Origin of the sequence: Paenibacillus sp. FSL H8-0034 (assembly GCF_038000305.1) — a bacterium.
GTDB lineage: Bacteria > Bacillota > Bacilli > Paenibacillales > NBRC-103111 > Paenibacillus_S.
This window is the reverse complement of record NZ_JBBOBS010000001.1, coordinates 2,110,341-2,131,553: the sequence shown is the minus strand read 5'-3', so window position 1 is coordinate 2,131,553 and position 21,213 is coordinate 2,110,341. Positions and strand designations below refer to the sequence as shown.

Annotated in this window: 17 protein-coding genes; 5 read left to right on the top strand and 12 right to left on the bottom strand. The window is 48.3% G+C overall.

Annotated features, from left to right (window positions below):
• Positions 1-18 precede the first annotated feature (18 nt).
• The 5 genes from NST47_RS09700 to NST47_RS09680 all read right to left on the bottom strand — a co-directional run bounded on the left by NST47_RS09700 (position 19) and on the right by NST47_RS09680 (position 7,925).
• On the bottom strand, positions 19-813 hold the full coding sequence (locus NST47_RS09700; protein WP_341154953.1) for a DeoR/GlpR family DNA-binding transcription regulator: 795 nt from the start codon (positions 811-813) through the stop codon (positions 19-21).
• Positions 814-945: 132 nt separating this feature from the next.
• Positions 946-5,031, bottom strand: a complete 4,086-nt coding sequence (locus tag NST47_RS09695) for a WIAG-tail domain (protein ID WP_341154952.1) — start codon at positions 5,029-5,031, stop codon at positions 946-948.
• A gap of 339 nt (positions 5,032-5,370) precedes the next feature.
• Positions 5,371-5,907 carry a chromate transporter gene (locus tag NST47_RS09690; protein WP_341154951.1) on the bottom strand — a complete coding sequence of 179 codons (537 nt, stop codon included), beginning with the start codon at positions 5,905-5,907 and terminating at the stop codon, positions 5,371-5,373.
• A gap of 29 nt (positions 5,908-5,936) precedes the next feature.
• Entirely contained in the window at positions 5,937-6,593 is a 657-nt protein-coding gene (locus NST47_RS09685) for a chromate transporter (protein WP_341154950.1), read from the bottom strand.
• 168 nt (positions 6,594-6,761) lie between these two features.
• Entirely contained in the window at positions 6,762-7,925 is a 1,164-nt protein-coding gene (locus NST47_RS09680; RefSeq protein WP_341154949.1) for a glycosyltransferase family 4 protein, read from the bottom strand.
• Positions 7,926-8,122: 197 nt separating this feature from the next.
• On the opposite strand from NST47_RS09680, the gene NST47_RS09675 reads away from it, so the two are divergent.
• Positions 8,123-9,328 (top strand): aspartate aminotransferase family protein, encoded by a 1,206-nt coding sequence (locus tag NST47_RS09675; RefSeq protein ID WP_341154948.1) that lies wholly within the window; start codon positions 8,123-8,125, stop codon positions 9,326-9,328.
• A gap of 142 nt (positions 9,329-9,470) precedes the next feature.
• Positions 9,471-10,631 carry a YheC/YheD family endospore coat-associated protein gene (locus NST47_RS09670; RefSeq protein ID WP_341154947.1) on the top strand — a complete coding sequence of 387 codons (1,161 nt, stop codon included), beginning with the start codon at positions 9,471-9,473 and terminating at the stop codon, positions 10,629-10,631.
• A gap of 160 nt (positions 10,632-10,791) precedes the next feature.
• On the opposite strand, the gene NST47_RS09665 is transcribed toward NST47_RS09670, so the two are convergent.
• A complete protein-coding gene (locus tag NST47_RS09665; protein ID WP_341154946.1) occupies positions 10,792-11,043 on the bottom strand; it encodes a hypothetical protein in 252 nt (83 codons plus the stop codon).
• Between the two features lie 233 nt (positions 11,044-11,276).
• Here NST47_RS09665 and NST47_RS09660 point away from each other — a divergent pair, with 233 nt between their 5' ends.
• The gene (locus NST47_RS09660) at positions 11,277-13,241 is read left to right on the top strand and encodes a glycoside hydrolase family 127 protein (RefSeq protein ID WP_341154945.1); all 1,965 of its coding nucleotides are present in this window, start codon (positions 11,277-11,279) and stop codon (positions 13,239-13,241) included.
• A gap of 80 nt (positions 13,242-13,321) precedes the next feature.
• Here NST47_RS09660 and NST47_RS09655 read toward each other — a convergent pair whose 3' ends face one another.
• Positions 13,322-14,104, bottom strand: coding sequence for an AraC family transcriptional regulator (locus tag NST47_RS09655; protein ID WP_341154944.1), 783 nt, complete (start codon positions 14,102-14,104; stop codon positions 13,322-13,324).
• A 166-nt stretch (positions 14,105-14,270) separates the two neighbouring features.
• Between NST47_RS09655 and pyk the strand changes: the two genes are divergently transcribed.
• Complete coding sequence (gene pyk, locus NST47_RS09650; RefSeq protein WP_341154943.1) at positions 14,271-15,692, top strand: pyruvate kinase; 1,422 nt, start codon at positions 14,271-14,273, stop codon at positions 15,690-15,692.
• A gap of 261 nt (positions 15,693-15,953) precedes the next feature.
• Positions 15,954-16,229 (top strand): DUF3817 domain-containing protein, encoded by a 276-nt coding sequence (locus NST47_RS09645; RefSeq protein ID WP_341154942.1) that lies wholly within the window; start codon positions 15,954-15,956, stop codon positions 16,227-16,229.
• Between the two features lie 96 nt (positions 16,230-16,325).
• Here NST47_RS09645 and NST47_RS09640 read toward each other — a convergent pair whose 3' ends face one another.
• The 5 genes from NST47_RS09640 to NST47_RS09620 form a co-directional block, all read right to left on the bottom strand.
• Positions 16,326-17,237, bottom strand: a complete 912-nt coding sequence (locus NST47_RS09640; protein ID WP_341154941.1) for an acyl-ACP desaturase — start codon at positions 17,235-17,237, stop codon at positions 16,326-16,328.
• A 144-nt stretch (positions 17,238-17,381) separates the two neighbouring features.
• Positions 17,382-19,031 carry a cbb3-type cytochrome c oxidase subunit I gene (locus tag NST47_RS09635; RefSeq protein ID WP_341154940.1) on the bottom strand — a complete coding sequence of 550 codons (1,650 nt, stop codon included), beginning with the start codon at positions 19,029-19,031 and terminating at the stop codon, positions 17,382-17,384.
• Between the two features lie 23 nt (positions 19,032-19,054).
• Positions 19,055-19,546 (bottom strand): cytochrome c oxidase subunit II, encoded by a 492-nt coding sequence (locus NST47_RS09630; protein ID WP_341154939.1) that lies wholly within the window; start codon positions 19,544-19,546, stop codon positions 19,055-19,057.
• Between the two features lie 31 nt (positions 19,547-19,577).
• Entirely contained in the window at positions 19,578-19,703 is a 126-nt protein-coding gene (locus NST47_RS09625) for a cytochrome c oxidase subunit 2A (RefSeq protein ID WP_076232065.1), read from the bottom strand.
• A 409-nt stretch (positions 19,704-20,112) separates the two neighbouring features.
• Entirely contained in the window at positions 20,113-21,201 is a 1,089-nt protein-coding gene (locus NST47_RS09620; protein WP_341154938.1) for a GerAB/ArcD/ProY family transporter, read from the bottom strand.
• Between the last annotated feature and the right edge of the window lie 12 nt (positions 21,202-21,213).

Below are 21,213 nucleotides of genomic sequence, written 5' to 3'. Positions count from 1 at the left end.
CCTTTCCCATAGTTATGGCTATGTATGTTGATCAGCCAAATATACCGTCACCTTCGATTGCGCCAAAGCTGACGCAAGCTCTGGATCCAGAACAGCATCGGTCACACAAATATCCAGCGAGGATAACGGAACAATGCCGAATAACGAGGCTTTGCCGACCTTCGAATGATCGAGCACGGCAATCTTCGTTCTGGAGCGCTTCAACAGCAAGCGGCCGATCTGGGCTTCCAGCTCCGAGTAGGTTGTAATTCCATGCTCCAACGATAAGCCATCGGCGCCCAGGAACATTTTACCGATATTTAAATCCTCAACAACCTTTTCTGCAAGCGGCCCGCATAGCTCAAAGCTATTTTTACGCATCACACCGCCCGTTAGAACCACCTGTACGCCCTCACTGTCAGCAAGCTCCATAGCAATATTGACAGCGTTGGTGACAACGGTAATATTCCTTTTGCTTTTAATTGCTTTGGCGATAAGAAAGGTTGTCGTTCCACCCGACAATCCAATCACGTCGCCTTCCTCAATCAAAGCAGCCGCAGTAGCAGCTATGGATTCCTTTTCCAACCAGAGCAGCTGCTTTTTTTCCTGAAAGGACGCCTCACGATGCCCTGTAAAGCCTTCCCATTGTGCGCCTCCGATCGTACGGATAACCCCTTCTTTTTTCACCAAAACATCTAAATCCCGACGCGCAGTCGCTTCCGAGCAATGAAACTTTTCAATTATTTCCTGAATGGTCAACCGACCATGAGCTTTTAAAGCATTCATAATCCGACTGCGCCGTTCTTCACCTTTGGATAGTTCCTGTTCGCTCATCCCTCTCCCTCTCCTTGCACATCCATCATCTATGTTGATAGTATAGGGGTTTATTATGATAATTTCAATCATGATAATGACCAAAAAAATCAGCAACCTCTAAAAGCATTGCTGATTCCAGGAACAAATTGCTTATGGGGTCCGACCCATTGCGATCCAGTTCACAGTTCCCTCCAACTGAGGCGAATACCGGCTTCGAACAATCTGGATGATCGCACTGTCGCAGTTTTTTTGTTGAATAACACCATAGCTGTTGGTTTGATCCGTTGTAACCACTATCGCGTAATGTTCATCAGCAAATGGCTCATCAAAATGAATTCCGATTTCTACGGATTCTTCTTCCACCCGCATCAAAAAGGAGCATATGCCGAATTGTTGAATAGGTGCGGCGATTTTGGTGGATATGGCCGTATTTGTATTCAGAATCTCAGCTGAGGTTGCAGCAGTATCCGAAAACTCCGCTTCGGTTGTACTTGTATCACTAAACTCTGTATCTATTGCACTTGTGTCGGCAAAGTCTGCTTCCGCTCCACTTGCAAGCATCACGTCAGTTGTTGCGTCAGTTGTATCCACAATCTCCGCTTCCGCAGCTATTGTATCCACCTGCTGAACACCTGCTGCCTGAAATCTCGAAGATGCAGCTAACAACAGCTTTTCAACCAGTCCGGTTTCCAAATGGATCGAAGTTATGCTCCCAGGAAGCAAGTGGTAGCCTGAGATGGACTCTTGTTTAATATGCAGGCCATCGATCGTATCGTTGCCCAACTGCTCGCTTCCCACTGCACCAGTCGCGATATGGCGACTCGTCACCACACCTTTAGCCAACTGCTCACTTCCTACAGAACCTGTATTCAGATGCACGGAGTCCACCGCGCTCGGCGCCAGCTTTGCAGCTGTCACCGCCTGATTGACCAGCTGTACGGTGTCAATTGTCTCCTCGGCAATATGTTTACCGATAATCGCGCCGGCTTCAATATGACAGCTGGCAACTGCATCCAAAGCAAGCTGCTCGCTTCCCACACTTGCAGTGCTCAGGTGTGCCGCCTCTACGGCTCCCCATGCCAGCTTCGTTCCCGTGACCGACTGCTCCTGCAGCTTTGCTGTGCCGATCGCTTCATCAGCAATATGCTCACTGCTCACCGATTCCAGTGCCAGATGACGGCTCGTCACCGCGCCTTCAGCCAACCTCTCGCTATCCACACTCCCGACACTCAGATGCGCCGTATCCACGGCTCCAAATGCCAATCTGCTTCCCGTCACAGCTTGCTCCTGCAGCTGTGCTGTGCCGATCGCTTCATCAGCAACATGCTCCGTCTCGACAGCACCACACGCCAGCTTAGCTCCCGTCACCGAACGCTCCTGCAGTTGGGCAGCTCCTATCGCTTCCTCAGCGATATGCGGACCGCCAATCGCACCCCAGGCAAGCGCTCGCCCGCTTACTGCTCCTGCAGCCAAATGGCGACTCGTCACCGCACCTTCGGCCAGCTGCTCACTTCCTATTGCTTCCGCGCATAGATGTGCGCCTTCAACTGCTCCCGGTGCCAGCTTCGCTCCTGTCACAGCCTTATCGTTCAACTGTGCTGTGCCGATTGCTTCCTCAGCAATATGAGCGCTGCCCACTGCGCCCCATGCCAGCTCCCGACGGCTCACAGCGCCTGCAGCTAAATGTCGACTCGCCACCGCACCTTCGGCCAACTGCTCACTTCCCACCGCTTCGGCACTCAAGTGAGCGGCTTCCACTGTACCTGGTGCCAGGTTCACTCCGGTTACCGCCTGATCCTGCAAATGCGCTGTTCCAATCACCTGCAGCGCCAGATGATCGCCTCTAATGGACCCCAGTGCCAGCTCGCGCTCGCCAACCGTGCCTTCCGACAGATGACGACCCACTACAGCACCGTCCGCCAGCTGCTCACTGCTTACTGCACCCGCAGCAAGATGCACAGCTTCCACAGAGCATGGCGCCAGCTTTGTTCTTGTCACCGCTTGTTCCTGCAGTTGAGCTGTACCTACTGCTTCTTCGCCAAGATGCTTATTTCCAACAATTCCTAAGGCTAATTCACGACCACCAACCGCACCATCGGCCAGCTGAATGCTCGTTACGGCACCGAGTGCCAGCTGCTCGCTGCCCACCGCGCCGTCAGCTATATGCTCTGCCTCCACCGCACCACGTGCCAGCTTAGCCCCTGTCACCGACTGCCCATGCAGCTGAGTCGTGTTAATTGCATTCGCGGCCACATGAACACCGCTCACAGCACCCCATGACAGCTCGCGCCCACTAATCGCGCCCGCTCCCAAATGGCGACTTACCACTACGCCCTCGGCCAACTGATCGCTTTTCACAGCACCTGCGCTCAAATGTGCGGTTTGCACGACACCATCAGCCAGCTGAGCCGCCTTCACCGAGGCTGCGCTCAAATGAGCAGTGGTCACGGCACCATCGGCCAGCTTTTCCGAGGTCACGCTTTTGTCAGCCATTTTCTCACGGGTTATCGCTTCTGTCGCCAAATGAATGGCTTTCACCGAAGCCTTCGATAAATGGGTGGATTGAATCGCTCCAGTAGCAATATGCTCGCCAAGCACGGATTCTCGGCCAAGTTTATCCGACGTCACACTCGATTGCGCCAGCTTTGCTGTCGTAACCGATAAGTTAGTCAGCTTATCCGTCGATACGGATTCACTGGATAGTTTGGAGGTCGTAATGCTGTGATTAGCCAACTGCCCGGATAGTACAGCACCCTCTTGAATATGCTGATGCTGGATCGATCCTGTTGCCAGCTTTTCCGCTGTTACAGCCCGATCCTGCAGCTTCGCAGTCACAATGGACTGATCCTGCAAATGCTCCTTGCCTACGGCAAGCAGCCCGATATGGAGAGCCTGAATCGCTTTCTCAGCAATGTGCCCGCTGCTTACCGCATTGCCGGATAGATGCTCGCCGGTAACAGCCTTCCTGCCCAGCTTCGCCGAAGTGACAGCTTGCTCCTTCAGCTTATCCGAGCCTACCGATGCCGCACCCAGCTGCTCCGCGCCTACGCTTTGTGGAGCAAGCTTGCCTGCGGTTATCGCGCCATCCGTCAAATGCTGAGCCTCCACACTCTTAGGCTGAAGATGTCTTTTTTCTATCACCAAATCTTGTAGATGTATACCGCCCACCGATTGCTTTCCCAGCTTCTCTGAGGTTACCGCATGATCCCGCAAGTGCTCCCCCGTCACGGCACCGCCAAGAATATGCTCTGCGATTATCTGCTTGGGACCAATGGAATCACTGTGCACGATACCGCTTGCCAGATGCTCATGCAAAACAGATTTTGATTGTAAATGATCCGAATTAACGCTCCAGGCTGCCAGCTTTTCCTCCGTCACGGATTGCTTGCCCAGCTTCACCGCCGTAATTTCCCCATCTGCGATTTTGCTCGCCGTTACGGAATGGTCACGCAGCTTCTCTGTTGTGACTGACAAGTCCGCCAGCTTTGCTGTATTGATGATGTAATTGGCCAGATTCGTCGCCTGAATCGTACCGCTTTTAATTTTCTCGGACGTGATCGACTGGTTTTGAATCAGCTCGCCAGTAATCGCTTCCTCAGCCAAATGCTTGGTTTGAATCGAATATTCGGCAATTTTCATGGCATCAATCGTTTTGTCTGCCAGCTTCTCAGAGGTGATGCTGTTATCCTGCAGCTTTTCACCTCCAATCGCTCGCTCCTGAATCTTGTCTCCCGTTATCGCAAAGGACGCAATATGCTCCTCGGTAACCGCTCGAAGTCCCAGCTTCTGCTGAGTCACACTGCGATCCCCGAGCTTAGCCGCAGTCACTGCATAATCAGCCAGCTGTTCGTTGCCTATAGCACCACGTTTAACCTTACTGCCCTCAATCGCATTCCGTGCAATCTTCTCAGCGGTAACCGATTCCTCAGCCAAATCGTCCGTATAAATAACGCCTCCGGCCGCGGCACCTTCAGCAGCCTTGCGTGTTAACAATAAGGGCACGCTATCAGAGCGGGATTTCCCCTCTTTTACAGGAGGTTCCACAACGGTTTGTTTAACCTGCTGGGATTGCTGGGTACGACTTATTGTTACATCGACATTTTCAGCTTGGTGAAGCTTCTTGAGTCGATCTGACTCCTGAATATCATCCAGCCATTTCAATTCATTAATATAAGCCCCGCTCTTTTTCTGCAGCAGTCTATTCTTACTCGAACCACGGCTAGTTGGCTTCTTCATCCTGCACTTCCTCCCGTATTAGTAATGCTTCTTGGGCACCGCATTAGTAGTCTTTTGTAACATATGCATTCACCCAGAAGGAAGTCATTGCCTATGGAAAAATAGGCGCAGCTACGAGCCGCCTGCTGCTCTGTTATGTATTTGATTGACAAGGGAAAGCAGCTCCCCCCAAAAAAATTCAATAAAAAAGAGGCTCGGATTAATAAATCCCACACCTCTTGTAAAGATAGCCTATTCTGCTTGTACAATACGGCTCAGTAATATTCAGCACTGTGCCTGGTCATACTAACACGGATAACCCGCACGCGATCATTCAGTTGTTCACTAACAGCAACTCTTTTACATAAAAAAAGCAATCCCCATCAACGCCGAAACCGACAATACGACAAGCGGATGCAGGTGATACTTCATCGTTCCAATCATCGCAAAAATAAAAATCAGCAGTACAGCCAGCGTATGCCCATTGATCCCAAGCAGAGGTTGTCCGTTAGTGCCTACTCGATACGCCGCATAGACGATTAGCGCTGCCACCATCGGTTTCAAGCCATAAAAGATCATGGACAGCAAGCGTTCCCGGCCTACCTTAAAAAAGAACACTGCCAGAGCAATAATGATAATAAATGAAGGTAAAATCATTCCGATCGTTGCCGCAGCCGCTCCCAGAATCCCGGCAACCTTGTACCCAATCAGTACAGCACTATTCGTTGCAATCGGACCCGGCGCCATACCGGCCAAGGTTACAGCTTGGGCAAAATCAACGGAAGTCATCCACTGCTGGGATAAAACCTCCCGTTCAATCACACTTAATATGGCATAACCGCCGCCAAACGAGACAAGCCCTATTTTGAAAAAAGTAAACAATAATGTCCACAGCATGAACGCTGCTCCTCCCTTCTGTCATCCGACTAAATACCATCGCCCCAAATATATTGGCCAGCTTGGATCGGACCAGGTACAGGTGCAGTTCTTCCGCCAGTCTTCGTTGGTGGAGGTACATCCTTGAGCTTTTCCTTCATTTTAAATATCCAAATACCCGCAATCGTTCCGATCAGCAGCAGTAATGCCGGATGGATCGAGGTAAACAGCAGCGCGGCCAGTCCACCAGCCACGATAATCAGCGTCGATTTGTCGTGAACCGCTGACTTTAGCATTCTCCAGCCAGCAACCGCAATGAAAGCGACGACCGCCGAATGAATGCCTTCAAAAGCAGCCGAAGCCTTCACGGAGTCCTCCACGGAAGTATAACCAATTGCCAGCGCCATCATAATCACAAAGGTCGGTAGTCCGATTCCTATAATCGCAGCAATAGCTCCCTTAAACCCAGCCACCCGATATCCGATGATCGTAGCCGCATTAACACCAATGCCACCTGGAGCCGATCCGGCAATCGACAAGGCACCGCTTATTTCTTCCTCGTCCATCCATTTACGTTGTTCAACTACTTCTTTCTCAATAGCTGGAATCATCGCATAGCCGCCGCCGAAAGAGATTGGACTGATTTTGCAAAAGGACCAAAAAATTTGTCCTAATACAGTTGTCAACTTCTGCTCATTGTTAGTCATGTCGCAGCATCCCCTGTCTTTAGCTTCTATATTCATTATACAACACTTAATTTCTTTTTGGAATAAACTCTTGTATAAAAGTTTCTTCCGTATTTAAAAAGCTCCGGTTATATATCGAATATACGTCTTTAAAGAGGGGAATACTCTGAATTGTGCAGGGACTTTATTTCATTTTACATTTAATTGCTCTCTATAAAATTTCAGCCATCTTTCTGCTGTTCGTTCCCACGTGAATTGCTCGTGAACCTTGCGTACACTCGCTTCGCCCAAAGCTTGACTCCATTCTGGATGTGTTAACAACCTGACAATAGAAGGAGCCAGATCGTATTTTAATCGTACAGGGCTAATACTTAAACCGGTTCGCTCATGGTCGATAATTTCTTTCATTCCTCCGACATGTGTTGCCACGACGGGAACACCTGAGGCCATTGCCTCTACATTGACCAATCCAAAAGCTTCATTTTTCCCTGAAGGCACCACCAGCACATCGGCCAGACGAAACCAATCGGCAATAGCCGTGTGCGGCACATATGGGATGAATCGAATAGAAGCCTTCAGCCTGGCAGCCCTACGCTTAAGTCCTCTGGCATAGGAGGTCGTCCTTCGTGAACTGTAAAAAGCGCTGCCGACTACAAAGACAACGGTATTAGGCACCCGCTTCACAACCTCCGGCATGGCTTCCAACAAATGATGAACCCCCTTCATCCGCAGCAAACGCCCTACATATAAGATGACCTTTTTATCCCCCAAACCAAGCTGATCCAGCGTTTCCTGTCTTCGAGCCGCTCCGTGTGTTGACCAACGGGACGTAAATTGTTCCGTATCTACGCCGAGATAGTTCACCCTTATTTTCCTACGTGTATTCGGTGCTTTTTGGATAAGCTGCTCCTTCAAAAAACGACTATTGACCACGACATAATCAGCAGCCTTCAAACAGCTGTGCAGCTCCACTCGACTAATATGAGGACTCGAAATGTAAGTAGTCGAATGCAAAACAAGGCAAATTACCGCCTGTGGATGCCGCTTGCGTAAGTAACGTACAAACCGAGGGCGATTCTCCACCTGTATCAGAGCTGGACGAAGTCCCTTCAGCCTTTGACTAACCTCCGATATATAGCCAACAGGAGAACGGGCCGGCACCCGAATATATTGGACTCCATCCAGCATCTCTGTATGGGGCATATCCGGACTTTCCTTGCCAAAAATGACTGGACACACCTCGGCTGTCACACGACGTGCTACCTGCTCGACCACAAGCTCGACCGAGCTGCTCGTCGCACAAGGCACTACGAATGACCCGGGTGTAATGATCGCAATGACAGGTGCCTTCATGGGAAACCTCCTATTAAAATTTTACTTTTGTAAAATCAGCTTCTTAAGCAATGGCCAGCTTCAATTTACCCCAGTATATTCATTGCTCTTAACCACGGGCACGGCAGCGTAGTCAGCACGCATGGATGACGATTTATTTATTGTATATTTATTCATTTATAAGTATAATAATTCATTATTAAGAAGGAGTGATACGTATGGGTATTCCAACTAAAATGGAAACTGCCACTTTACTGGCAGCAGCAAGCACCTCGATTTTATCAACTGCAGTAAGGCCCGAGCTTGTGATGGAGCGCGGACAAGGCATGTATTTATGGGACACGGATGGCAAGCGGTATCTGGATTTTGTCGGAGGATGGGCGGTTACGTGTCTGGGTCATTCTCCCGCAGTTATTCATGAAGCCCTAACGCAGCAATCGGCTGCACTGGTTCATTCCAGCCCCTCCTTCTACAACAAACCGATGATTCAGTTTGCCAAGCTTTTAACCGACGTAACCGGTTATGACAGAGCTTTTTTTACGAGCAGCGGCGCTGAGGCCAATGAAGGCGCCATCAAGCTTGCCAGAAAACACGGCTCGATTCATCGTGGTGGTGCTTTTGAAATTATTACTACCATTAATGGTTTTCACGGACGTACGCTGGCAACGATGTCGGCAACTGGCAAGCAGCAGTGGGAACCTCTTTTCGCACCCAAAATACCAGGCTTCAAGCATGTTCCCTTGAACGATCTGGAAGCTTGTCTGGCTGCAATCAATCCCAATACGTGCGCCATTATGCTGGAGCTGGTTCAAGGTGAGGGTGGCGTCCATGAGGCCGAGGTGGAATATGTGCAGCAGCTTCGTAAAATTTGCAATGACTCCGGCATCATGCTGATCTTTGATGAGATACAAACCGGATTTGGCCGGACAGGCAAGCTGTTTGCTTATGAGCATTATGGGGTTCAAGCGGATGTGATGACATTAGGCAAAGGCATAGGTGGCGGATTTCCATTATCGGCTATGCTGACCAAAGAAGCCTTTAATATTTTTGATGTCGGGGATCAAGGGGGAACCTACACTGGCCAGCCGCTCGCTATGGCAGTGGGGCTAGCCGTCGTCAATGAGCTGATTCGCCTGGAGCTTCCGCTTCATGCAGAACAGCAGGGCCGTTACATCGTCGAACGACTGCATCAAATCGCCGATACATACAACCTGAAGCACATTCGTGGCAAGGGCTTGCTGTTAGCCTTTGACCTGCCGGAGCCGGTTGGTGCCGAATTGGTTGCAGCTTGCTTGCAGGCAGGTCTGCTGATCAATGCCCCCAATCCGTTAACCATTCGTTTAATGCCGCCCTTAACCGTGTCCACAACCGACATCGACCTTATGTTTAATCAGCTTTGTGGTGCTTTGGATGGCATCTTTTAGAACCTGGTCACTATAAGAGAGAGACTTAGCAAATTCCACTGTATTCCTACAGCACCTGTCCATAACGGGTCTGTCCGCGTACACATACACTAAGGGGAAACTCAAATCATCGGAGGGAGTGGATACCATGCCCTATCCCTGTGTGGGCATTCTCGTGAATGATAAGCTGCATCGCAGCATCCCCTTAGGCAAAACCAAGTATGAAGCCGTACACTTGTATGTGAAGGCAGGCGCCAAATATGGATTTACCCCTTGCTTTTTCCGGATAGACGATATAGAGCCGGGTGCAGAAACCGTTAGTGCTTACGTCATGGACAGCGGACACTTCATACGCAAAACCGTACCCGTACCTGAGGTTATTCACAATCGTGCGATTTATAACGGGCGCAAGCAATTTAGGCAAATTAACTCCTGGATCAAGGAAGGCAAGCAGTTGTTTAACCAATGGAACCGTTACGGAAAATTGTACATTCAAAATGTTTTGATGAAGGAGCCCAGCTTGCGTCCGCACATCCCCGTCACCTACGACGCAACCATAAGCCATATTAACATGATGATGAAGCTGTATAATGATTTGATTATTAAGCCGAACAAAAGCAGTGTCGGACGCGGGGTCATGAAGCTGGAAAAAACAGCTCGTGGCTGGAAGCTTACGTATCCGGCATCATTAAGCATTCATAATAAAACATGGCGCTCGCTAACTTTTCAAGGCAATCGGCTGCCACTGCTGCTCCGCAGCAGACTGCAGCGGGCACGTTATATCGTACAACAGCGACTACCACTCGCTACATTCGAGGGTCAGCCGTTTGACCTGCGCGTCTCCGTGCAGCGTGGAGCTATGGGACTGTGGCAGGTTACAGGGATTGTAGCGAAGGTCGCTTCCAAGCGGTGTTTTCTAACCAATGTTGCGCAAGGCGGAACTGTTTACAGGCTGGAGCCTATTCTTATCGCAGAATATCCGCACTTACAGCCGAAGGCCGTAATCAAAGGCATTGAGCAGTTTTCACTGCAGGTGGCCGAGCATTTGGGCACCCATCTGCCGCATATGGCCGATCTCGGACTTGATGTCGGAATTACGATAGAAGGCTTTCCCATGCTAATCGAATGCAATGGCAAAGATCAACGCTACAGCTTCCGTGAAGCCGGCATGCTGCAGGAATGGAGATCAGCCTACGACAATCCGATGGCATATGCTCGATATTTACTGGATTGTAATTCGGCGAAAGCTAAGCAAGAGCTGCAGAAAATAAGTCAGCCAGCCCGATGTTTAGAGGCTATCGAAGTCAGGAGCCAATCCTGCTGATGCCGTCAGCTCTCCCGTAAAAACATAAAGACACGGAAATCGAGTCATCAACTGCATCGACTGATTTCCGTGTCTTTCCAAACTGAATGAATATCACCTACAACTCTCATCTGATTCAGCAACCACAATATGAAGACGACCATTTCAGCACATTTGGCAGTTATTGAACAACTATCCCCAGCGCTGCTGCTCTTCTCAGCGAATCCTCGGTAAACTTGCTCTTTTTATATTTCTTCTCGATCTCTTCCTTGGTAAGCGGTACCCATCTGAAATCCTTGTTCATATAAATCATCACTTTATGGCCCCAATCCACATGGATCGTACGGTTGGTCACCTTTTTAATATGGCCAATCTTGGAAACTGCGAAGCCAATCGTATCGATACAATATTTATCCAGTAAATTGTTATTCAAATCTGTCTCTCCCCTTCAAGTTAGAACCTCGTGCAACCTTTTCTCCAACATAATAAAATTCGATATTTCCTTTCAAAATCCTGCCGTTCCTCCATCAATCCTACATAGTCGGTTTTTTCCACCTATTCTGATGAATCGTCCACTGACAGCATGACGCCCTATTGATATCCTAATAGTATTACTATTGTTCTTTATTCACAAATCGATTCATTACAATAAGGAGTGAAATTTCATTGTCAACGATCAATGAACCTGTCAACATTCGTAAAATTACACCTGTTCCACTACAACGAGTTTCTATCGACGGGGGCTTCTGGCTTCAGCGACAGGAAACCAATCGTAACATCACTCTGCAAATTCAATATGAGCAATGTCAGTCAACCGGCAGACTGAATGCCTGGAAGCTAGACTGGAAGCAGGGTGACGCCAATCAGCCACACCGATTCTGGGATTCGGATATTGCCAAATGGATTGAGGCGGCCGCCTACAGTCTGACTACCCACCCCGATGCCGAATTGGAGCGTCAGGTGGATGAGGCTATTGATCTGATCGCTGCGGCACAGCAGGAGGACGGCTATTTGAATATTTTTTATACCGTCGTCGAGCCGCACAATCGCTGGAAGGATTTAAAGGACGGACACGAGTTATATTGCGCAGGACACTTGATGGAAGCCGCTGTTGCTTATTTTGAAGCGACGGGTAAACGGCTGCTGCTGGAGGTCATGTGCAGATACGCAGACTACATCGACACGGTATTCGGTCCTGGGGAAGATCAAATCCGTGGGTATGACGGTCACCCTGAAATTGAGCTTGCTCTTGTCAAATTGTACCGGACAACCGGGGAGCAGCGTTATTTAAGGCTGTGTCAATTTTTTGTCGAGGAACGTGGTCAGCAGCCTCACTTCTTTGATCAGGAAGCCGCGAACCAAGGCAAACAGCCTTCAAGATCCGGATATACTCCGTACGATTATTATCAAGCGCATCTTCCTGTCAGGGAACAGCATACCATCGAGGGTCATTCCGTTCGAGCCGTATATTTGTACAGCGGTGTGGCCGATCTGGCCGCCGAAATGAAGGATGCTCCGCTATATGAAGCTTGTGAGCAGCTGTGGAACCATATGGTTGAAAAGCGAATATACATTACCGGAGGTATAGGATCGACTGATCATTACGAACGATTTACTTATGATTACGACTTACCCAACGATACCGCTTATGCTGAAACTTGCGCTTCGATTGGATTAATATTTTGGGCTCATCGGATGGCCCTGCAGAGTGGAGACAGCCGCTATATGGACGAACTGGAACGCGCCTTATACAACGGTACGATCAGTGGCGTGTCGCAGAACGGAAGCCGTTTCTTTTACGCCAACCATCTGGAGGTACTGCCTGCCGCCCATCATTTCAATACATTGAAATTCAACAAAACTGCGGTTGCCGAGCAGCGACAGGAATGGTTCGGCTGCTCCTGCTGCCCGCCCAATATCGCCAGATTGATTGCTTCGCTTGGGCAGTATATGTACGCTGAAGGAAACGATGAGGCTATCGTTCACCTGTACGGTGAAAGCCATGCCAGCTTGAATATCGGAAGCCAATACGTTAAGCTTCAACAGCAAACCAACTACCCCTGGGATGAAACCGTATCCATCCAGGTATCTCCCGAGCGAGCAGCCGAATTTTCCATCAGCCTGCGTCTGCCTGGCTGGTGCCGCAAAGCCCTGGTCAAGGTTAATGGCCAATCGTTAGATTGCGTTCCCCTTATGCATAAGGGTTATATACGGCTTACTCGAACATGGTCACCCGATGATCAGATTGAGCTCATTCTGCAGATGCCCGTCGAAGCTGTTGAGGCTCACCCCGAGGTCCGCGCCAATGCTGGCCGGGTCGCGCTGCAGCGTGGCCCGATCGTCTATTGCCTGGAGGAAACCGATAACAGCACCAATCTACGGGATATGACAGTGTCATTGGATGAAATGCCGCAAGCTCGTCATGAGGCTTCCCTGCTGAGCGGCGTCACCATCCTCGAAGGTACCGCAAGCCGCTCCACGCTTCAGAATTGGGAGGGCAGCTTGTATCGACGCGTCGTAGCAGCACAAGATAATGAAGCCAAGGAGCTTGTTACATTCCGAGCTGTTCCTTACTATGCTTGGGGCAATCGTGCACCTGGGGAAATGTTGGTATGGGTCGGAAAGAAATAATAGTCAGCAAGCGTTGAACGCTGTCACAGACAGCCCATTCGACGCTTGTTTGTTTATATGGAGCAGAGGCTGATCTTCCTTTAATGAACAGGAATATCCCTGTCTTTGATATATTGGGCAGGCGGCTTACCGGTTTCCCTTTTGAATACGCGATGAAAATAAGACGGATCACAATAACCCAAATAATCGGATATATCACCGATGGTTCTTTGGGAATGACTCAACAAATAGACAGCCGTTTTAACACGCATCGCATGAACATAACCCCCGATGGTTTGACCGGTAACCTCGCTGAATACCGCAGCCGCATAATTCGGGCTTTTTCCTATGACTTCACTCAGCTCCTCCTTGGTTACCTTCTCACGATAATGATTCTGGATATAGCCTTTCATCATACTGGCATGCCTTTCCTTCAGTGCTGAAGGTCGTCCCTCATCGACTTCCCGGTTCAGGTGGGTCAGAATCTCCTGCACCAACGCCCCGCACATCGATTCATAATAGGTCAGCCGTTCACTCCACTCCTGCTGAAGCACCCGAAATCGCTGGTGCAGCAGCTCATATTTGCCTGTTTTCCATATACAATAATGCGCGTTATGTACCAGCGGCAGCAGCGAAGCCTCAGAGCTTTGAAAGCACACAACGTATTTCTCGTGCGTAACCGTTGGTATACACTTGCCATAATACACCATATTGCCGGGTATGAAGAGCAGATCACCTTTTTCCAGCAGCACCTTCTCTCCCTCGAGCCAGTACACACATTTGCCATAGCTGACCATAATCAAGGTGTGATGAAGAGCCCCTTGCTCATACTCCTCAAACCAGCTTGTTCCTGCATCCAGCCGAGCAGACTTGATAACAACCATTGCTGTACCTCCACTCTCTTGAAAAACGTTACATTCCATCTCACAGCACTTGAGTTGTCATTGATTTTAGATACTATTATACAAATACAATACTATTATTCATAGTCTAATCCAATAATATTGCCTACAATAAGTCCAATCAAGTAGAAATAAAGGAGTGCTAACAATGACACAACGCAAAACGAAAATCATGTGTACCATGGGACCTGCCTGTGATTCCGTCGATATGCTGAAGAAGCTGATTCAGGCTGGTATGAGCGCAGCCCGGATGAATATGGCGCACGGAGATCTGGACGAGCATAAGGGAAGAATCGATAGAGTCAGACAAGCTGCCAAGGAACTAGGCGCAACCGTTGCGATATTAATGGATATTAAAGGACCGGAAATACGTACAGGACTGCTTCAGGAATCGTCGTATGAGCTGAAGACCGATGCCAGCCTCACTTTAACGACTGAACAGATTAAAGGGGATGCCAGCCGTATCTCAGTTTCCTATCAGGATCTGACCCGAGACGTCAAACCAGGCTCCCGGATTCTGATTGATGACGGATTGATCGAGCTTCAGGTCGAAACCATTGAAGGTACTGAAATCCACTGCCGCATTCTTAACGGTGGCTTGATCAAATCGCGCAAGGGTGTCAACCTGCCCGGAATCCATACCTCGCTGCCCGGTGTTACCGAGCGTGATATTATGCATATTGAATTCGGTATCGAGCAGGATATCGACATTATCGCAGCTTCCTTCGTACGTAAAGCGAGCGACATTCTGGAGATTCGGGAGCTGCTGGAAAAACGCGAAGCGTCCCACATTCAGATCATTTCCAAGATTGAAAATCAGGAGGGCGTCGATAACCTGGATGCAATTCTGGAGGTATCGGATGGTTTAATGGTAGCCCGTGGTGACCTTGGGGTCGAAATTCCGGTCGAGGATGTTCCGATTATCCAAAAACAGATGATTCAAAAAGGCAATGCAGTAGGCAAACCGATCATTACGGCTACCCATATGCTGGATTCGATGCAATACAATCCGCGTCCGACAAGAGCCGAAGCCAGTGACGTGGCCAATGCCGTATATGATGGCACCGATGTCCTGATGCTGTCAGGCGAAACTGCCGCTGGAAAGTATCCACTGGAATCCGTTCGCATGATGGCCTCCATTGCAGCCAATATCGAAGAGGTGCTGCCTTACAAGGATATGCTTAGGGTGAAAGCCGCTCAACAGAAAGCTACGATCACCGAAGTCATCAGCCAGTCTGCCGTTAGCTCCTCACTCGATCTGGATGCCAAGGCGATTGTAGTTTCAACCAGTACCGGATTCAGCGCACGTATGGTAGCCAAATACCGTCCGCAATCACCTATTATCGCTGTCACTGCAAGTGAACGCGTGCAGCGCCGCCTTTGCTTATGCTGGGGAGTCATTCCTGTATCAGGCAGAGAGGTCGTTTCTACAGATGACATGTTTGAATCGGCTATCCACAGCGCTTTACAAAGTGGAATTGTCGCTACAGGAGATCTGGTTGTCGTGTCCGCCGGGGTTCCAGTTGGCGAAGCAGGCTCAACCAATTTGATTAAAATTCAGCACATTTAAATCAATACGTGAAAATAGCGCCCTTCATCTACGCACGGTAGAGTAAGGGCGCTATTTTTCATTTCACTTTATGCAAGCTTGGACTATACCCTCGTTTCCATTTCCCAGTTAAATATGCATTGTTAATTAAAGTTTTCGTTGGAATTCATATTATTTTCACATTCATCTTATGCATGGCGTGATTTATCCACTAAAATGGAGTTGTACACTCACCATTATGTTAGAAAGTAGGCGTTCCTATTGTCGAAGCTGTCCCTTTCCTTGTTGAAGATTATTGGTTATGCAGAGGGCATATCCTTCCTCGTCATCCTCTTTATCGCAATGCCTATCAAATACTTTACCGATTTTTACAATCCTGTTCCCATTGTCGGTATGCTGCATGGTGTTTTATTCGTAATTTTTTGCGTTGCGATTGTTTTCGCGGCGATTATGAATCGCTGGTCCATCCTCCGTGTGCTAGGTGCGTTTTTATCGGCATTTATCCCTTTTGGCCCTTTTATCCTGGAGTCCCGAATACGCAAGGATAACCTTGCATAATCTCAGGCCCATGCTTACATTCCAGGATGTACAGCAGCTGCGTACGGAACCACACAACAAATAAGCATAAGCCCCATGGCGGGACTTATGCTTATTTTAACTGATCCCTTTGGCGGCCAGCCGCTGGCTGATCCTCTGCAGCTTCACATGATATTGCAGCAAATCCTGCTTGGCGTTTTCCGCGTCAGCCCGGCTTGGCTGCAGCTTCGCAATCGCCCAGAATTGGATCAAATAATCGAAAACCTGATTAAAGTACGATACCGGACCATAGTTAGCTTCCTTGGCGATCACGTCCATCCGTTCCTTGAACGATGGCATCGCAGTGCCCGGCATGGCAAAGCTTGTCATCGCTTTATGGATGTAATACACGAAGTTGTGATCCACCCCCAGGTACCCCTTCACCGCATCCCGATAAAAAGCAAAATGCAGTGTTTCATCCTTGGCAATCCTTCTCAGCAGCTTAGCCAAATACGGATCATGCGGGCCTGCAGCCTTCGCTACATTATTGTAGAAAACCATCGTCGCCAGCTCCTGAATCGCTGTATACACCATCGTTTCCATAGCCGTATCAAAATCAGGAACAAATCCGCCCTCCACCACCGTTTTGCGGAGCTGATGCAGCTCGTGCGGGTCCGCATTGCGGGTAATGATCAGGTAGGTTTCCAGCAAGTTGGAATGCTGATCCTCTTCTGACACCCAGGTATGAACAAAATCCTGCAGCACCTTAAGCGAGCCCTTAAAAGTGTTAGCCAAATGATGATAAAAAAACGGCAGGTTGACTTCAGTTAACAATGAGGTCTCCACAGCAAGATAAATAGGCAGCGGCAGCTTTCTTTGCTCGATTGACCATGGCTCTGTGATGAACGACCGACCTAATTCCCAAGGTATGAATTCATGATAACTCCAATCTATTTCAGAGGCACGTTTACGATGCAATGCATATAGTTCGGTTAAATATGGCTCTAGTTTGGGACTAAAAACATCAAGCTTATAGTTTTCTAATGGCATTTGGGTGTGTTCCTCAATTCTTATAAGCTTTATGTCTCAAGTAAGGATACCATATATTCCGCTTAATAAATAATTATTTCATATTTTCATAGACTTTATTCCTAAATAGGAGTATTATGAAATATTTATTTGGAAAATTTCACTCTACCACGTAACCATACCTTTGGCGCCTACACCCGGATTATTCAAAAGCTCCATGACAGGAACCGTGTAAGCCACAAAAATCAACACTACCAATATGGCCACCCAAATGCTCCATTTTTCAAAAATAGCAGGCGTCGGTTCCGCAGTTTCCGCAACCTCACCAATCGGATACTCTGTATACCCCTTCGGCGCTCTCAACAGCAGAATCACATTCATAATTATCATCAGTACACCAATGAAAAGAACCGTACCGCCGATTGCCATCACCACATGGTAAGGCATCCATAGTATCGCGTCAGGATGGTCCTGATACGTTGTAAACGCAGTACGGCGCGGTGATCCCAGTAATCCTACCGTATGCATCGAGCTCGACATAAAGAACATACCAATGAGCCAGGTGATCGTCTGGGCAATCCCCAGCTTATGCAAGAGCGGTGTAAGCACCCGTCCGGTCATCGCCGGAATTAACCAATAGGTTATCCCAAAGAATGTCAGGGCTACGCTGGTTGCGACGGTTAAATGAAAGTGCCCGGTTACCCATAACGTATTATGAACAACCGCATTCATCTGGTCACTGGCATTAATAATACCGCCAGCACCTGCCGGGATGAAGATCAGCATCCCCATAAATGGTGCGAAAAAGCGAACATCCTTCCACGGCAGCTTTTTCAACCAGCCAAACAACCCCTTGGCGCCAAGCGATCGACCATGCAGCTCAAAGGTGGCGAACAGCGAGAATGCCGTCATTAGTGATGGAACCACGACCATAAAGGTCAAAATGACCTGAACATACTTCCATACAGGTGATATCCCTGGCTCCATTAATTGATGGTGAAGTCCGACCGGAATCGAAAACAACAAGAGCATAATGAATGACAGCCTGGCCAATGCATCACTGAATATTTTGCCGCCAATGATTTTGGGAATAATCACATACCAGCAAATATAAGCGGGAAGCAGCCAGAAATAAACCAGCGGATGTCCAAAATACCAGAATAAGGTCCGACTCAGCGTCACATTCACCGTTTCCACCCAACCAAACGACAGCGGAATCAGCTGAAACAGCACTTCCACAGCTACGCCCAAAGTAGCAATCAGCCACATCAGCATAGTAACGACTGCCATAAAGGAGAACAGCGGCGACAGCTTGGCTTTATGCGTTCTTTTCCAATATCGATATTGGATAAAAATACCAAATCCACTCATCCAGCTGCCTACGACGATTAGCACCAATGCTACATAAAACCAGGGTGATGCCATCATCGGCGCATAAAAGGTGTACAGCACGGTTGCCTTGTTAAGCAAAATTAGAATTGTAGCGATCACGGTACCTGCCGTCATCATGAAAAATCCAAGCCAACCCAGTGATCTGGATATGGGCAGCAGCTGGCCGCCCAACGTTCGAGCCACACCAGAGTACAAAAATCCAATAATAAAGTAGGTCGTAAATACGATCGCCATCAAAATACCATGGGCCGTCAACAGCTGGTAATAGCCAATCTCATAAGGAAGCGTTATGCTCCCGCTGCGCACCAGACCTTGGAGTAAGCCCGCCACACCTCCAAGCAGCAGTGCCAGAAAAGCGAACAGAATATGAGCCAGCACCAGTCTCGTATCGCGGCGGTCAAATGCTTGTTCTTCAGTTATCATCTTACTCAACACTCCTCATGTAGTCATTTCACAATAATCCGTGTCTGCATCATTTCGTGCGCAATACCGCAATATTCGTTGCACAGCACCAACAGCTCTCCAGCCTTGGTGAACTTGTACGTCATTTGGGTGATTTCCCCGGGCACGACCATCATGTTCACATTCGTTCCCGGAATTTCAAAGCCATGGACAACATCCTTACTCGTAATGTGAAAATGCACAGTAGCCCCGAGCGGAATTTCCATTTTCTCCGGTCCGTATCCAAAAGCAAAAGCAAGCATATAGGCGTCATATTCGTTCTCGCCGATTTTTTTCAAGCCCAGCTGATTGAACGGCGCCGTTGATTCCACTGTTTCCGGATTCACGGTCTCACGATGCGCAGCATGTCCGCTGTGCTGCTGGCCTGGCGGCTGTGCTCCCTGTGCGAATGCACCGACACCCAGCACGATTAAAAATACAACCAGCATGGACACCCCGAACAGTAACCAAATCTTTTCATATCGATGCAAATGCATGTGACCATCTCCCTTTGATCTATGGTAGTTATTAGCCGCGGGCAATAAAGAGCGCATAAACTCCTAACCAGCTTACCGCGATAAAAGCTCCGAGCAGCAGGACCGACACAAGAGTCCCTTTTAACGATTCATCATTGTGCTTGTGCTCCTTTTTCATCCTGATTCCATCCTTTCAACTGTGCTATCATGTGCTTATTGTAAAAGGTTCCAGCCTGCATCAACTATGATTTCGATCACAGCAGGAGGGCTGTAAAGGTGAACGTTGTATGGCGAGAGGGAGTCAGGTGAATAGGACAAGCATGCATGGTAAATAGGTATCGCTGTGCGGCCATGACGTTCTTACGATCGCTGTCGTTTCCAGAATTTTTGAATTGATAACATTTATCGGTGAAATTCCGGAAACAAAGGCGAGCGCTCCGCTTCTCCAGAACATCATGGCCGCTCCGCTTATATTCACCTGACTCCTCTGTAGGAGGAGTAGAGAGCATAGCAAAAAAGCTAAGTCAGGGGCAAGGCCCTCTTCTGACTTAGCTTTTTATTTGATTACAATACAAATATTTACCGATCTACCCCTGCTTCAAACGAGAAGAACGAATCCGATCCACCACCAAATAGACAATAGGGATCACTTCAGTTAACAACAGATACGTGAATTCGCCATGTCGATACAGGTCGTCGAATTCAGGCTTTGATCTGACCATATATAAAGATATGCCAACGACCATAACCGTCATGGATAATGAGAAGGGCTTGTGGTCTTTTAACGAAAAGGTATGCGTGACGCAAAGAATAGCTACATATAAAAACAAACTGATCTTGATAAACAAACTGGATAACCAGATTGCAATAAGCACAGGATCCAAATTTTCAAGAGTGGCTGCGGCACGAATATAGCGTATCAGTTCAAGCTGCGGGTACTGCAGGTTAGCCGTTAAGTCGGGGCCAAAAACCAAAATCATTGAAATCAGATTGGTTAGTACAATAATTACTGATGTAATCACGGCCCATATCAAGGATCTCATTGTTTTGTTTTGACTGGTAAAATACGGGAATAAGAAGGGGATAAAAGCCATTTCTCCATACAGTGCTGTGACCATATAAGTACCGTTCCAAATACCTTTGAATTCAAAATGATTTAACATCGCAATTGCCATATTATAATTGATTTCCTTGTGCACAAAAAAAGGAACAATCAGCACTCCAGCTGCGCTCAAGAAAAAAATCCCCTGTGAGCTGCGAAAAATCGTTCCGACTCCAGAACGAACCGCATAGGCAATGCATATCCCGAATATGGCAGCAACAGCCCATCCCGGTGTAGCAGGCAAGTAAACTTCTATCATAAAATCCTGTAATTGTCGTAAAACCGTTGCTGCCGCAAACATGAACGAGCCTATCAATATGATAATCAATGGATAGTGCAGCCATTTACCCAAAATTTCCTTGCCGTAATTTCCCAAAAACTGAGTTGGCCTTTTAATTGCCAGCTTATAGGCGAAATAAGTAAGCACAATTCCAAGGGTGGCACCTATAAGTAAGGATAGCCAGACTGTGTAACGACCATTTTTCACAAGGGTATTCGCAAAGAAACCGAGTGTCGTAGTAAACAGAAAATGGGAGAACAGCATATAAATCTGCGACTGGGATACCCGTTCCAATGTTGATCCTCC

Bases quoted from the DNA above. Each gene is read 5' to 3' on its own strand.
- NST47_RS09680 (WP_341154949.1), bottom strand. From the start codon at position 7,925: ATGAAGGCACCTGTCATTGCGATCATTACACCCGGGTCATTCGTAGTG.
- NST47_RS09675 (WP_341154948.1), top strand. From the start codon at position 8,123: ATGGGTATTCCAACTAAAATGGAAACTGCCACTTTACTGGCAGCAGCA.
- NST47_RS09700 (WP_341154953.1), bottom strand. From the start codon at position 813: ATGAGCGAACAGGAACTATCCAAAGGTGAAGAACGGCGCAGTCGGATT.
- NST47_RS09695 (WP_341154952.1), bottom strand. From the start codon at position 5,031: ATGAAGAAGCCAACTAGCCGTGGTTCGAGTAAGAATAGACTGCTGCAG.
- NST47_RS09640 (WP_341154941.1), bottom strand. From the start codon at position 17,237: ATGCCATTAGAAAACTATAAGCTTGATGTTTTTAGTCCCAAACTAGAG.
- NST47_RS09630 (WP_341154939.1), bottom strand. From the start codon at position 19,546: ATGCATTTGCATCGATATGAAAAGATTTGGTTACTGTTCGGGGTGTCC.
- NST47_RS09690 (WP_341154951.1), bottom strand. From the start codon at position 5,907: ATGCTGTGGACATTATTGTTTACTTTTTTCAAAATAGGGCTTGTCTCG.
- pyk (WP_341154943.1), top strand. From the start codon at position 14,271: ATGACACAACGCAAAACGAAAATCATGTGTACCATGGGACCTGCCTGT.
- NST47_RS09685 (WP_341154950.1), bottom strand. From the start codon at position 6,593: ATGACTAACAATGAGCAGAAGTTGACAACTGTATTAGGACAAATTTTT.
- NST47_RS09625 (WP_076232065.1), bottom strand. From the start codon at position 19,703: ATGAAAAAGGAGCACAAGCACAATGATGAATCGTTAAAAGGGACTCTT.
- NST47_RS09655 (WP_341154944.1), bottom strand. From the start codon at position 14,104: ATGGTTGTTATCAAGTCTGCTCGGCTGGATGCAGGAACAAGCTGGTTT.
- NST47_RS09635 (WP_341154940.1), bottom strand. From the start codon at position 19,031: ATGATAACTGAAGAACAAGCATTTGACCGCCGCGATACGAGACTGGTG.